This window comes from Hydrogenophaga taeniospiralis (assembly GCF_020510445.1).
GTDB lineage: Bacteria > Pseudomonadota > Gammaproteobacteria > Burkholderiales > Burkholderiaceae_C > Hydrogenophaga.
Genome location: NZ_JAHBAG010000001.1, coordinates 1,155,600 through 1,169,462, shown reverse-complemented (window position 1 = coordinate 1,169,462; position 13,863 = coordinate 1,155,600). Strand labels below are relative to the sequence as shown.

The following is a 13,863-nucleotide window of genomic DNA, read 5'->3' as shown; positions in this document are numbered from 1 at the left end:
GTTCAGTACAGCGCCGCGAACTTCTCGATCAGCGGCGTCGGCCCGGCCAGAATCAGGTGGTCGCCCGGCTTGATCTCGGTGTCGGGCTTGGCGTAGATGAAGTCCTGGTGGCGGCGCTTGATGCCCACCACCGTGATGCCGTGCTTCTTGCGCACGTTCGACACCGCCAGCGTCTTGTTGTGCGTTTCCATGGGCGCTCGGGTCTTGGCAATGGCGAAGCCGTCGTCGAACTCGATGAAATCGATCATCTTGCCCGTCACCAGGTGCGCCACGCGCTCGCCCATGTCCGCCTCCGGGTAGATCACGTGGTGCGCGCCCACCCGCTCGGCAATGCGCCCGTGCTGCGGGCTGTTGGCCTTGGCCCAGATGTCTTTCACGCCCATCTGCGCCAGGTTCAGCACCGTCAGCACGCTCGCCTCCAGGTTCGCGCCGATGCTCACCACCGCGTGCGAGAAGTCGGTCACCGAGAGCTGCTTGAGCGCCGGCAACTCGGTCGAGTCCGCCTGGACGACGTGCGGCAGCTCGTGCGCCAGGTCCTGCACCACCTCCCCGTCCGTGTCGATGGCCAGCACCTCGTGGCCTGCGGCCACCAGCGCCCGCGCCACGCTGGAGCCAAAGCGCCCCAGGCCGATGACGACCACGCTGTCGCCTCGCGTTGAGTTTGATTTAGCCAACAATCGGTTTCTCCTCGGGATAGCGGTAGGCCCTGGGCACCTGGTTGATCGCCAGCGCCAGCGCCAGCGTGACCACGCCCACGCGCCCGGTGTACATCAGCGCAATGATCACGCCCTGCGCACCGGGCGGCAGATCGGCCGTGATGCCGGTGGACAGGCCCACGGTGGCAAAGGCCGACACGACTTCGAACATCAGCTTGTCCAGCGGCAGCTCGGTCATCGGAATGATCACCAGCAACCCCAGCGACACCGCCGCCCCGCTGAGCAGCAGGATCGACAGCGCCTGGCGCTGCACCGGCGTGGCAATGCGGCGCCCGCGCAGCTCCACGTCGGCCCGGCCGCGGATCTCGCTCCAGACGATCAGCAGCAGCAGGAAGACCGTGGTCACCTTCACGCCACCGGCCGTGCCGGCGCTGCCGCCGCCGATGAACATCAGCACGCAGTGCAGCATCAGCGATTCGAGTTCCAGCGCGCCGATGTCCACCGCGTTGAACCCCGCCGTGCGCGCCGAGACCGAGGTGAACAGGGCCGCCAGCCACTGGTCCGCAAAGCCCAGCGGGGCCAGCGTCCTGGGGTTGTCGTGCTCCACCAGCCACAGCGCCAGCGTGCCCAGCAGCACGAGCGCCGCCGACCCCCAGACCGTGAGCGTGGTGTGCACCGACCAGCGCGCATGCCGCTTGCGCCGGTTGGCCCACAGCTCGGTGATGACCGGAAACCCCAGCCCGCCCACCACGATGGCCAGCATCAGCGGCCCCAGCATCCAGCCGTCGGTCACGTGGCCCATCACACCATCGGACCAGGTGGAAAAGCCCGCGTTGTTGAACGCCGACACCGAGTGGAAAGCCCCGTGCCACAGCGCCTGCGACCAGCCCATGTCCGTCTTGATGGCCAGGCGCGCCGCCAGCCACAGCGCCACGCCGCCCTCGCACACCACGGTGACCACCAGCACCATGCGCGCCACCGAGCGCACGTCGCCCAGCGACAGCGCATGCGTTTCCGACTGCAGCAGCAACCGGGTACGCAGCTTCATCTGCCCGCCGATCAGCAGCCCCATCAACGTGGCCGAGGTCATCATCCCGAAGCCACCGAGCTGGAACAGCGCCATCACCAGCCCCTGGCCCAGCGGGCTCCAGTAGGTGCCCGTGTCCACCACCACCAGCCCGGTCACGCACACCGCCGAGGTGGCGGTGAACAGCGCCGTCAGCCAGGGTGCGCCCTCGCCGCTGGCGCTGGCCCAGGGCAGCATCAGCAGCGCCGTGCCCAACACGATGGTGGCCAGAAACGCCAGGGCCAGCACGGAGGCCGGGTGGGTGGGCAGGTGGTTCTTCATCGGGGCGAGGCGGACGGGGTGAGCGAGTCTAGCCGGTCATGGCGGCGGCTCCGGTCCCCGCGCCAGGCGATGAAGGGCTGCAACGCCAACCGATTCCCGTCCGACTTTCTGTTCCAGCTTGAATATAAGTAATTGCTCAATTACATTATCGACATGCCCCACAAACAACCCACACAAACCCGCCGGGCCGCCCTGGTGGCCGCGGCGCTGGCGCTGGCGGCCGAGCACAGCCCCGCCGCTGTGACGACCGCCGACCTGGCGCAGGCGGTGGGCATCACGCAGGGCGCGGTGTTCCGCCATTTCGAGAGCAAGGAAGCGATCTGGGTCGCGGTGATCGACTTCGCGCACGAGCAACTGCTGGGGCGGCTGCGGGCCGCTGCCGATGCCCAGGCGCAGCCGCTGGCGGCGTTGCGCGCGGTGTTTCTGGAACACGTGGACTTCGTGGTGGCGCACCCCGGCGTGCCGCGGGTGATCTTTCAGGAGCTGCAGCACCCCGAAGACACGCCGCTGAAGGCGCGGGTGCGCCAGCTCATGCAGGCCTACCGCGAGTTGCTCACCGGCCTGCTGCAGCGCGCGCAGACCGCGGGCCAGCTGGCGCCGGGCACCCAGCTGCCGGCGGCGGCGGTGCTGTTCATCGGCTCGGTGCAGGGGCTGGTGATGCAGTCGCTGCTGAGCGGACAGGTAGCGGGCATGGCCGCGCAGGCGCCGCAGGTGTACCGCATTTTTCACAACGGCGTGGCCGCGCAGACCGCACCGACCGACCCCTCCCCGGAAGGCACCCCATGACGATGAAACCCACGAACACACGCCGCCTGCTGCTGGGCGGCCTGGCGCTGGCGCTGGTGGCCGCGCTGGCCTTTGTGGCGCTGCGCACCGGGCCGCTGGCGCCGGTGAAGGTGCAGGTGACGGCGGTGAAGACCGGTCGCGTGACGCCGGAGATTTTCGGCATCGGCCAGGTGGAGGCGCGGCGCAGCTGGCTGGTGGGGCCCACGGTGGCCGGACGGGTGCGCACGGTGCAGGTGGACGTGGGCGACACGGTGGCGCCCGGCCAGGCGCTGGCCGAGATGGACCCGGTGGACCTGGACCAGCGGCTGGCCGCGCTGGACGCCTCGCTCGCGCGGGCGCAGAGCGTGCGGCAGGCGGCCGCGGCGCAGGTGGGCGACGCGCAGGCGCGGCGCGCGCTGGCGGCGGCGAACCTGAAGCGCAATGAAGACCTGGCGCGGCAGAGCTTCATCAGCGCCGGCGCGCTGGAGGCGCGCACGCAGGAGGTGGCCTCGGCCAGCGCGGGCGTGCAGGCGGCGCAGGCCAACCTGGGCGGCAGCGCGCAGGACATCATCCGTCTGCGGGCCGAGCGCGCGGCGCTGGCGCAGCAGCGCGGCAACCTGCGGCTGGTGGCTCCGGCCGCGGCGTTGGTGGCCAGCCGCGACGCCGAAGGTGGCAGCACGGTGGTGGCGGGCCAGGCGGTGCTGCGGCTGGTGGACCCGGCAAGCCTGTGGGTGAAGCTGCGGGTGGACCAGGGCCGCTCGGCCGGGCTGGCGCCGGGGCTGGCGGCGCGCATCGTGCTGCGCTCGCGCCCGGGCGAGGCGCTGGCCGGCCGGGTGGTGCGCGTGGAGCCGCTGGCCGACAGCGTGACCGAGGAGCGGCTGGCGATGGTGGCGTTTGACGCGCTGCCCGCGGGCGTTTCCGTGGGCGAGATGGCCGAGGTGACGCTGGCCCTGCCGGCCACACCCGAGGGCCTGCTGCTGCCCAACGCGGCGCTGCAGCAGCACGAGGGCACCACCGGCGTGTGGCGGCTGGCCGACGGCGGGCTGCGGTTCGTGCCGGTGGTGCCGGGCGTGCAGGGGCTGGACGGCACGGTACAGGTGAAGGCCGCGCAGGATGCGGGACTGGCCGAGGGCGACACGGTGGTGCTGTACAGCCAGAAGGCGCTCCAGCCCGATGCACGCATCAGCGTGGTGGAGCGGCTGGCGCCGCCGGCGGGAGCAGCACAGTGATCAGCCTGGCGGGCCGCGACATCCTGCACGGCTGGAGCAAGTACGTGTTGACCGGGCTGGGCCTGGGCCTCTTGATCGGCGTGACGCTGACCATGGCGGGCGTGTACCGCGGCATGGTGGACGACGCGCACGCGCTGCTGGCCAACAGCCGCGCCGACCTGTGGGTGGTGCAGAAAGACACGCAGGGGCCGTACGCCGAGTCGTCCAGCATCAAGGACGACGTGGTGAAGAGCGTGCGCGGCATGCCGGGCGTGGCGGCCGCGGCCAACGTGACCTACCTCACCATGCAGGTGGCGCGCCAGGGCGTGGACAACCGTGTGATGGTGGTCGGCATCGAGCCCGGCCTGCCCGGCGCGCCGGGCTACCTGGTGGCCGGGCGCCACCTCACGCGCAGCCACTACGAGGCGGTGGCCGACGTGAAGACCGGCTTTCAGCTCGGCGAGACGGTGCGCATCCGCCGCCACGGCTACACCGTGGTGGGGCTGACGCAGCGCATGGTGTCGTCGGGCGGCGACCCGATGCTGTTCGTGCCGCTGAAGGACGCGCAGGAAACGCAGTTCCTCAAAGACAACGACGCCATCGTGAACGACCGCGCGCGCACCGCCGCCAACCCGGCCTTCAACCGCCCGGGCAGCCCCGGCCTGCTGGAGGCGGTGCAGGCGCTGCAGACCAGCAGCCGCAGCGTGAACGCGGTGCTGGTGCAGGCCGCGCCGGGCTTCACGCCCGAGCAGGTGGCCGAGCCGATCCGCCGGTGGAAACACCTGAGCGTCTACACACGCGACGGCATGGAAGACATCCTGGTGGTGAAGCTGATCGCCAACTCGGCGAAGCAGATCGGCATGTTCCTCGTGATCCTGGCCATCGTGAGCGCGGCCATCGTGGCCTTCATCATCTACACCATGACCATGGGCAAGCTGCGCGAGATCGCGGTGCTCAAGCTCATCGGCACGCGCGACCGCACCATCGCCGGCATGATCCTGCAGCAGGCGCTGGGCCTGGGCCTGATCGGCTTCGCGGTGGGCAAGGTGGCGGCCACGGTGTGGGGGCCGGCGTTTCCCAAATACGTGCTGCTGCTGCCGGGCGACGCGGTGGCCGGCCTGGTGGCCACGCTGCTGATGTGCGCGCTGGCGAGCACGCTGGCGATCCGCGTGGCACTGAAGGTGGACCCGGGCGCGGCGATCGGATGAACCCCATGAACACCACACCGCAAGGCGGCATCCTCATCGAAGGCCTGCGCAAGGTCTATGGCCACGGCGACACCGCCGTGGAAGCGCTCAAACACGTGAACATGCAGGTCGCGCCCGGCGAGGTGGTGGGCCTGGTCGGGCCCTCGGGCTCGGGCAAGAGCACCCTGCTGAAATGCCTGGGCGCGATCATCGAGCCCACCAGCGGCAAGATGACGCTGGGCAACGAGGTGATCTACGACAACGGCTGGATCGCGCGCGACCTGCGCGCGCTGCGGCGCGACCGCATCGGCTTCGTGTTCCAGGCGCCCTACCTGATTCCGTTCCTGGACGTGACCGACAACGTGGCGCTGCTGCCCATGCTGGCGGGCCAGCCCAACGCGAAGGCCCGCGAACGCGCGCTGGAACTGCTGACCGCGCTGGACGTGCAGCACCGCGCCCGGGCCGAGCCTTCGCAGCTCTCGGGCGGTGAGCAGCAGCGCGTGTCCATCGCGCGGGCGCTGGCCAACAAACCGCCGGTGATCCTGGCCGACGAACCCACCGCGCCGCTGGACAGCGAGCGAGCGCTGGCGGTGATGCGCATCCTGAACCAGATGGCGCGCCAGGCGCAGACCGCGATCATCGTGGTGACGCACGACGAAAAGATCATCCCCACCTTCAAACGGATCTACCACATCCGCGACGGCCAGACGGTCGAGGAAGCGGGCGAAGGCCGCGCGCTGGAAGCCAGCGCCAGCAGCTGACCAGCGTGCACCGGTCGCCGATGGGCGCCATGGCCGGGCGCTACCATCGCGGCATGCAATTGTTCGACGCCAACACCACCCGGGCCGCCCTGCCCTTTGACCGCCTGATCGCCGCGCTGCGCGAGCGTTTTGCCGGCGGCTGCGAAGTCCCGCCGCGCCATGTGCACGAGATCAACAGCCCCATCAGCGAAGGCGGCGACGCCGCGAGCCGGCGCATGACCTCGCTGATCATGCCGGCCTGGCTGCCGGGCAAGTACTACGGCGTGAAGATCGTGAACATCGCCCCCGGCAACGCCAAACGCGGCCTGCCCGGCCTGCACAGCAGCTACCTGCTGTTCGACGCGCGCACCGGCGCGCCGCTGGCGCAGATCGACGGCGACCAGATCACCGAGCGCCGCACGGCAGCGGCCTCGGCGCTGGCGGCCTCGTACCTGGCGCGCGCCGACGCCAAACACCTGCTGGTGGTGGGCGCGGGCCGCGTGGCGCAGCTGCTGCCCGCCGCCTACCGCGCGGTGCGCCCGCTGGAGCGCGTGACGGTGTGGGCGCGCCGCGCCAGCGAAGCGCAGGCCCTGGCCGCCCAGGTGCGCGCCGCCGGCCTGCCGGCCTTCGCCAGCACCGACTTGGCCGCCGCCTGCGGCGAGGCCGACATCGTGAGCTGCGCCACGCTGTCCACCGAGCCGCTGGTGCGCGGCGCCTGGCTCGCACCGGGCTCGCACCTGGACCTGATCGGCAGCTTCACCCCGGCCATGCGCGAGGCCGACGACGCCTGTTTCCAGGACGCGCGCGTGTTCGTGGACACCGACGAGGCGCTGCAGAAAAGCGGCGACCTGCTGGTGCCCATGCAGCACGGCGTGCTGCGCGCCGACGACGTGCGCGGCACGCTGACCACGCTCTCCAAGGGCGTGGCCACCGGCCGCAAGGGCGAGCACGAGCGCACGGTGTTCAAGTCGGTCGGCACGGCGCTGGAAGACCTGGCCGCCGCGGTGCTGGTGTACGAGTCGGCGCGCGGCTGAGCCTCTTTCGCTCGGGCCCGCAGCGGCGCCTCAGTCGCCGCCATCCAGCGGCGCCAGCCGGGCCTTCGACGCCGCCAGCATGCGGCCGGCCTGCGCCTGCAAGGCGTCCACGATCTGGTCGAGCTGCTGGCGCTGCGGGGCCGAGAGCCCGGACACCAGTTCGCGGTTGATCGCCATCACGCGCGGCAGGATCTGCGCGTACCTGTGCCGGCCTTCGTCGGTCAGGAACACATGCACCTCGCGCCGGTCCGACGGGCGGGGCTGGCGTGTGACCAGCTTCTTGGCCGCCAGCGAGGTGAGCGCGCGCGAGGTGCGGGCGCGGTCGAGCATGGCGTGCTCGGCCAGCACGGACGAGAGCACACCCTCGTGTTCGTTCAGCACCGACAGCACGCGCCACTCGCGCCGCGTGATGCCGAACTCGCTTTCGCACAGGTGCACCACCAGCCGCCCGGCGGTGGTCTGGATGCGGTGCAGCCGGTACAGCAGCAGGTCGCCCTGGCGTTGCGGCTCGCTGATCCGGTCGGGAGGGGTCATGGGAACGGTCTCAGGGAAAACACCCGGAATGATTGATTTCTGCAATTGATTGTGAATCCCTAGCATCGCGCCTTGCAGCGGGGAAACACCCGTTTGATGCACATCAATCAGGAGACAAGCATGCTACGACGCAAGTTCACCGCCCGCACACTGGCCCTGGCCGCCACGGCCGCTCTGGCCCTCCCCGCTCTCGCGCAGACCCCGGCGCCGCCGCTGAAGATCGTGGTGGGCTTCCCCCCCGGCGGCTCGGCCGACCTGCTGGCACGGCTGTTGGCCGAAGGCCTGAAGGACGATTTCGCTTCGGTGATCGTGGAGAACAAGCCCGGCGCGGGCGGGCGCATCGCGCTCGGCCTGGTCAAGCGCGCGCCGGCCGACGGCCAGACCGTGGTGCTGTTGCCCAGCGGGCCGATGGTGCTGTTCCCCCACGTCTACAAGAAGCTGGACTACGACGCGGTGGCGGACTTCACGCCGATCTCGCTGCTGGCGCACTTCCAGTTCAGCGTGGTGGCCGGGCCATCGGCGGGCGTCAAGAACGTGGCCGAGATGCTGGCCAAGGCCAAGGCCGCCCCAGGCCAGGCCACCTACGGAACGCCGGGCCAGGGCACGCTGCCGCACTTCATGGGCGTGCTGTTCGGCCAGCGGGCCGGCGCCGAGCTCACGCACGTGCCCTTCCAGGGCGGCGGCCCGGCCAACACGGCGCTCCTGGGTGGCCACATCCACTACAAGTTCGACGTGGTGACCGAGACCGCCGAGCTGCACCGCGCGGGCAAGGTGCGCATCATCGGCGTGACCGGCCCCCAGCGCGACCCGCAGGTGCCCGAGGTGCCCACACTGAAAGAACAGGGCGTGGACATGGAGGCCACCGCCTGGTTCGCCATGTACGGCCCGGCCGGCCTGAAGCCCGAGGTGCGCGACCGGCTGAGCGCCGCCGTGGCCAAGGCGGTGCGCACGCCCGCGCTCAAGGCCAAACTGATCGAGCAGGGTTACGCGCCGGTGGGCTCGACCCCGGCCGAGCTGGCCGCCGCCCAGGCCACCGACCTGCAACGCTGGGCCGGCCCGATCAAGGCCACCGGCATCCAGCTGGATTGAGCGGCCCCTGCGCCCTCCGGTTTTTCCTGTCCGTTCCCGAGTCGTCCCATGAACCTCTTCCGTCGCCACGCCCTGACCGCCCTCACCTGCACCGCCCTGTCGGCCCTGTGCGCCTCCACCGCCCTGGCCCAGGCCTATCCGGCCCGACCGGTCACGCTCGTCAACAACTTCCCGCCCGGCGGGCCTTCCGACATCCTGGCGCGCTCGGTGGCCGCGGTGCTGCAGGAAACGCTCAAACAGCCCTTCGTGGTGGAAAACAAGGCCGGCGCGGGCGGCAACGTGGGCGCCGCCGCCGTGGCCAAGGCGGCGCCGGACGGGCACACCGTGCTGTTCGGCATCGACACCGCGTTCACCGTGAACCCGCACATCTACCCGGCCATGCCGTTCCAGCCGGGCGACCTCAAGCCGGTGATCGTCATGGCCTCGTCGGGCCTGCTGATTGGTGTGAACCCGGCCACCGGCATCCGGCGCTTTGGCGACCTGCTGAGCCAGGGCCGGCAGAAGTCGCTGAATTTCAGCTCCGGCGGCAACGGCAGCCCCGGCCACCTGGCGGTCGCCATCCTCTCCAACAGCACGCCCATCAAGACCACGCACATTCCCTACCGCGGCAACACGCCGGCCGTCACCGCCGTGCTCAGCGGCGAGGTGGACGGCGGCATCCTGGCCACGCCGGGCATGTTGCCGCACGTGAAGAGCGGCAAGATCACGGCCCTGGCCGTGACCAGCCCCAAGCGCTCGCAGCTCGCGCCCGAACTGCCCACCGTGGGCGAGCTGGGCCTCAAGGCGCTGGAGTCGGAGGTGCTGTACCTCGTCATGGTGCCGGCCGCCACGCCCGACCCGGTGGTGCAGACCCTGGCCAAGGGCATTGCCGACGCGCTGCAGCGCCCCGACGCGCGGGCGCGGCTGAAGAACCTGGACCTGTTCTACGAAGGCCAGACCGGTGCCGCCGCCGCACAGCGCCTGGCCCGCATGAACGCTCGCTACGGCGAGATCGTGCGCGCCACCGGCATGAAATCGAATTGACCCCCACCAGCGGCCCGGCAAAGCCGGTTCCGCGGTGTGTGCCGGCAAGACCCATGCGCACCCACCTGGTCGCCATACTCCGATCCAACATCATGAAACGCCCCAACATCATCTACATCGTCAGCGACGACCTGGGCTATGCCGACCTGGGCTGTTACGGTGGCCGGCCCGCCGGTTTTGGCGCCGTGTCGCCCAACATCGACGCGCTGGCCGCGGGTGGCTTGAAGCTCACCGAGGGCTACAGCAACTCGCCCGTGTGTTCGCCCACCCGCTTCGCCATGGCCACCATGCGCTACCAGTACCGCCTGCGCGGTGCGCTGGAAGAGCCGATCAACAGCCGCAGCAAGGGCAGCGCCACGCTGGGCCTGCCGCCCGAGATCCCCACCCTGCCCTCGCTGCTGAAGGACGCGGGCTACCGCACGGCGCTCATCGGCAAGTGGCACCTGGGCTACCCGCCGCACTTCGGCCCGCTGCGCTCGGGCTACGAAGAATTCTTCGGCATCCTGGCCGGTGGGGTGGATTACTTCACCCACTGTTCGTCCAGCGGCGACCACGACCTCTACATCGGCGATGTCCTGGCCCCCGACCCTGGCGAAGCCAGGCCCCCCGAGGGGGCGCAGTCGTCCTTGGGGCGGCCCGGCGGACGACTGGTACCCCACAAGGAGGTGGGCTACCTGACCGACGTGTTTTCCAACAAGGCGGTGGAGCATGTGAAGGCGCGCGCCGCCGAGGCCCGCGCGGGCACGCCGTTCTTTCTGAGCCTGCACTACACCGCGCCGCACTGGCCCTGGGAAACGCGCGACGATGCGCACGTGGCGCCCGAGGTGGCGAAGAACCTGTTCCACCTGCACGGCGGCAGCGTCGAGGCCTACCGCCGCATGATCCACCACATGGACGAAGGCATCGGCTGGCTGGTGGCCGCGCTGCGCGAGGAAGGCCTGCTGGAGGACACGCTGATCGTCTTCACCAGCGACAACGGCGGCGAGCGCTTTTCCGACAACTGGCCGCTGGTGGGCGGCAAGATGGACCTGACCGAGGGCGGCATCCGCGTGCCCTGGATCGCGCACTGGCCCGCGGTGATCCCGGCCGGTGCGGAGAGCGGGCAACACGCCATGACCATGGACTGGTCGGCCACGATGCTCGACGTGGGCGGCGGCCGGCCGCACCCGGACCATCCGCTGGACGGCGTGTCGCTCCATGCCCTGCTGCGCGACCCCGGGCACCGCTTCGAACGGCCGATGTTCTGGCGCATGAACCACCGCAGCCAGCGCGCGCTGCGCGAGGGGCCGTGGAAATACCTGATGGTGGACGGGAACGAGTACCTGTTTGACATCAGCGCCGACGCGCGCGAGCGCGCCAACCGCGCGCCACTCGAACCGCAGCGGCTGGCGGACATGCGCGAACGCTGGCTGGCCTGGAACGCGGGCATGCCGCCGATTCCGCCCGACGCGACGGTGAGCCTGGGGTATGGCGCGAAAGACATGCCCGCACGATAGGCTCCCCCCGCAGCGGCTGCGCCGCTACCCCCCAGGGGGCAATGCGAGTGGCCCGGCGGAGCCGGTTCCACCGCATTCTGGGGTGGGGCATTTCGCGCCGGAAAGTCCGCTGATTCAACGCAGAGGCCCCGGCAGCTGAAGCCGCACGCCATCGCCAATAATTGCCCATGACCCGCCTGCACCGCTTCCTGCCTTTCCTGAACTGGCCGCGTCCGACGGCTGCGCTGTTGCGCAGCGAGGCCATGGCCGGGCTGACGGTGGGGCTGATGGTGATTCCGCAGGGCGTGGCCTATGCCGCGCTGGCGGGCATGCCGTTGATCACCGGCATCTACGCGTCCATGCTGCCGGCGCTGATCGCGGTGCTGTTCAGCGCCTCGGTGCGGCTCTCGGTGGGGCCGACCGCGCTCACCTGCCTGCTGGTGAGCGCCTCGCTCGCTGGCCTGGCCGAGCCGGGCAGCGCGCAATGGATCGAACTGGCCGTCTGGCTCGCGCTGCTCTCGGGCCTGCTGCAGATCGTGCTGGGCTTCGTGCGGTTTGGCTGGCTGCTCAACCTGGTGAACTCGCCTGTGCTGATGGCCTTCACGCAGGCCGCGGCGGTGCTCATCATCGCCTCGCAGCTGCCGGCGCTGCTGGGGCTGGCCCAGCAGGACCTGTTGGCCCAGCTGCCGCGCCCGCACTGGCCGGCGCTGGCCTTCGGGCTGGGCAGCCTGGCGCTGCTGTTGCTGGCGCGCCGTTGGCGCCCGGGCTTTCCCACCGTGCTCGCGGTGGTGGTGGGCAGCGCCGCCATCGGCCGGGCCACCGGCTTCGAGGCCGGCGGTGGCGCGGTGATCGGCACCCTGCCCCAGGGCCTGCCCGTGCCCTACCTGCCGGGCTGGCCCGGCTGGGCCACGCTGGGCCAGCTGCTGCTGCCCACCCTGGTGATCACCCTGGTGAGTTTTCTGGAAACCGCGTCCAGCGCCAAGGTGGACAACGGCAAACGCGGACAGCGCTGGGACCAGGACCAGGACCTGATCGGCCAGGGGCTGGCCAAGCTGGCCTCGGGCCTGAGCGGCGCCTTCCCCACCAGCTCTTCGTTCTCGCGCTCGGCGCTCAACCTCTACGCCGGCGCGCAGACCGGCTGGGCCACGGTGTTTTCGGTGGGCGTGGTGCTGCTCGCGCTGCTCCTGCTCACGCCGCTGCTGCACCACGTGCCGCTGGCGGTGCTGGCGGCGATCGTGCTGGTGGCGGTGATGGGGCTCATCAAGCCGCGCGCGTTCACACGGCTGTGGGCGATCTCGCGGGTCGAAGCGGTGACCGCAGGCACCACCTTCGCGGTGACGGTGCTGAGCGCGCCGCGCCTGTACTGGGGCGTGATCACCGGCGTGATGATCGCGCTCAGCCACTTCCTGTACCTGCGGCTGCACCCGCGCATCATCGAAGTGGGGCTGCACGCCGACGGCAGCCTGCGCGACCGCCACCTCTGGCACCTGGAGCCGCTGGCGCCGGCCACCTACGCGCTGCGCATGGACGCGGCGCTCGACTTCGCCACCGCGAACGCCTTTGAACGCGCCGTGACCGAGCACCTGAGCGCCCACCCCGGCACCCGCCACGTGATGCTGGTCGCGCACCCCATCAACTGGATCGACGCCACCGGCGTGGAAGCCTTCGGCCGCCTGAGCGCCCAGTTGCACGAGCAGGGTGTGACCCTGCACCTGGTGGGCATCAAGCTGCCTGTGGAAACCCTGCTGCGCACCGCCGGCCACCTGCAGGAAGGCCCCTGCCTCAAGCTCTACCGCACGGAAGCCGAGGCCCTGCGCGCCAGCGAGGCCTGGCGGGAAACGGCAGACACTGCCGCAGCCCAGCCTGGCTGAGCAGCGCCGCTTTCGTTGTGGCGACAAACCGGTAAGGCACCAGCCGCCCGCGCGGCGGCCCCCCTCCCCCTTCGCGAGCCGTTGCGCGGCGGCGCAGATGCGCCGCCGCGCAACGGCCTCATCTTTCTGGAGCCGGTTCAAACCGGACCGGCTTGCAAAATCCCAATGAATGGCGGGCAAGGGCGTCCCAGGCGTTGCGCAAAAGCACCAACGATTGCCCTGGAATTGATTAATAGAAAAGAACTCATTTCAACCCGTCATGCCAACGATTGACCGGCACCATCCTGTGGTCAATTGACTTACAGAGTGCTTCTATTTCCGCAAAAAACCGTGAAATATTTCCGGAAGACCCTTTGGGCGTATCCGCCTGTTTCGGGATGTAAAGTAATTCACGAATTCCAATTTTCTGGCGAGACAAAAGCCTGATCGTTACGTAACATGCCCAATCGATCTTTCGTTACATGCCCGTAACATTGGCCAGGAACACCTCCCATGATCCACCGCCGCAGGCACAGCGCCATCGCCAGAAACGCCGCCCCGCAAGGGCGGCGTGCTGCGTTTTCTGCCAGCGTGGCCCGCGCGAACCGGGTTCATGGGGTCTATCAAACCCTGCCCCAACCACCTTGATTTCGGCTGGCATTGAAAATGCTTTAGATTGTTACAAGTTGTCGCAAGGCAATTTGGAATGTTCTTTTTTTCAACGTGCATTCACTTTTTTCCAGGGATTTGATGATGAAAAATAACCTTCTGGCTTTTTGGCAAGACGAAGAGGGCGCCACCGCCATTGAATACGGCCTCATTGCGGGCCTGATTTCGGTCGTCATTCTGGTGGTCGTCGGTGACGTCGGGGACAACCTGAAATTGATATTCCAATCCATTGCAACCGCGCTGGCTCCCGCCGCTTGACGCCCGCCTGACCGCGGGCCTGGTTCT

General features: G+C 69.7%; 13 protein-coding genes. 10 read left to right on the top strand and 3 right to left on the bottom strand.

What is annotated here, in order from left to right; genetic code table 11:
• Window positions 1–2: 2 nt before the first annotated feature.
• Window positions 3–677: a potassium channel family protein gene (locus KIH07_RS05820; RefSeq protein ID WP_226491064.1), complete on the bottom strand. Its 675-nt coding sequence runs from the start codon at window positions 675–677 to the stop codon at window positions 3–5.
• Complete coding sequence (locus tag KIH07_RS05815; protein WP_226491063.1) at window positions 667–2,004, bottom strand: TrkH family potassium uptake protein; 1,338 nt, start codon at window positions 2,002–2,004, stop codon at window positions 667–669. The genes KIH07_RS05820 and KIH07_RS05815 overlap by 11 nt, the downstream gene beginning before the upstream one ends.
• A gap of 153 nt (window positions 2,005–2,157) precedes the next feature.
• On the opposite strand from KIH07_RS05815, the gene KIH07_RS05810 reads away from it, so the two are divergent.
• Genes KIH07_RS05810 through KIH07_RS05790 form a run of 5 tightly spaced genes read left to right on the top strand, consistent with a single transcriptional unit; the run spans window position 2,158 to window position 6,938 of the window.
• Window positions 2,158–2,790 (top strand): TetR/AcrR family transcriptional regulator, encoded by a 633-nt coding sequence (locus tag KIH07_RS05810; RefSeq protein ID WP_226491062.1) that lies wholly within the window; start codon window positions 2,158–2,160, stop codon window positions 2,788–2,790.
• Window positions 2,787–3,998: an efflux RND transporter periplasmic adaptor subunit gene (locus tag KIH07_RS05805; protein WP_226491061.1), complete on the top strand. Its 1,212-nt coding sequence runs from the start codon at window positions 2,787–2,789 to the stop codon at window positions 3,996–3,998. Before KIH07_RS05810 ends, KIH07_RS05805 begins: the two co-directional genes overlap by 4 nt.
• Entirely contained in the window at window positions 3,995–5,185 is a 1,191-nt protein-coding gene (locus KIH07_RS05800; protein ID WP_226491060.1) for an ABC transporter permease, read from the top strand. Before KIH07_RS05805 ends, KIH07_RS05800 begins: the two co-directional genes overlap by 4 nt.
• On the top strand, window positions 5,182–5,925 hold the full coding sequence (locus tag KIH07_RS05795; RefSeq protein ID WP_226491059.1) for an ABC transporter ATP-binding protein: 744 nt from the start codon (window positions 5,182–5,184) through the stop codon (window positions 5,923–5,925). The genes KIH07_RS05800 and KIH07_RS05795 overlap by 4 nt, the downstream gene beginning before the upstream one ends.
• A gap of 53 nt (window positions 5,926–5,978) precedes the next feature.
• Window positions 5,979–6,938, top strand: a complete 960-nt coding sequence (locus KIH07_RS05790; RefSeq protein WP_226491058.1) for an ornithine cyclodeaminase family protein — start codon at window positions 5,979–5,981, stop codon at window positions 6,936–6,938.
• 30 nt (window positions 6,939–6,968) lie between these two features.
• Here the strand turns inward: KIH07_RS05790 and KIH07_RS05785 are convergent, their stop codons facing one another.
• Window positions 6,969–7,472 (bottom strand): MarR family winged helix-turn-helix transcriptional regulator, encoded by a 504-nt coding sequence (locus KIH07_RS05785; RefSeq protein ID WP_226491057.1) that lies wholly within the window; start codon window positions 7,470–7,472, stop codon window positions 6,969–6,971.
• A gap of 120 nt (window positions 7,473–7,592) precedes the next feature.
• Between KIH07_RS05785 and KIH07_RS05780 the strand changes: the two genes are divergently transcribed.
• The 5 genes from KIH07_RS05780 (at window position 7,593) to KIH07_RS05760 (ending at window position 13,836) form a co-directional block, all read left to right on the top strand.
• Window positions 7,593–8,561: a Bug family tripartite tricarboxylate transporter substrate binding protein gene (locus tag KIH07_RS05780; protein ID WP_226491056.1), complete on the top strand. Its 969-nt coding sequence runs from the start codon at window positions 7,593–7,595 to the stop codon at window positions 8,559–8,561.
• 48 nt (window positions 8,562–8,609) lie between these two features.
• Complete coding sequence (locus tag KIH07_RS05775) at window positions 8,610–9,584, top strand: Bug family tripartite tricarboxylate transporter substrate binding protein (RefSeq protein ID WP_226491055.1); 975 nt, start codon at window positions 8,610–8,612, stop codon at window positions 9,582–9,584.
• A gap of 92 nt (window positions 9,585–9,676) precedes the next feature.
• Entirely contained in the window at window positions 9,677–11,080 is a 1,404-nt protein-coding gene (locus KIH07_RS05770) for a sulfatase (protein ID WP_226491054.1), read from the top strand.
• Between the two features lie 167 nt (window positions 11,081–11,247).
• Window positions 11,248–12,930 carry a SulP family inorganic anion transporter gene (locus KIH07_RS05765; RefSeq protein WP_226491053.1) on the top strand — a complete coding sequence of 561 codons (1,683 nt, stop codon included), beginning with the start codon at window positions 11,248–11,250 and terminating at the stop codon, window positions 12,928–12,930.
• A 732-nt stretch (window positions 12,931–13,662) separates the two neighbouring features.
• Complete coding sequence (locus KIH07_RS05760) at window positions 13,663–13,836, top strand: Flp family type IVb pilin (protein WP_226491052.1); 174 nt, start codon at window positions 13,663–13,665, stop codon at window positions 13,834–13,836.
• Window positions 13,837–13,863 lie beyond the last annotated feature (27 nt).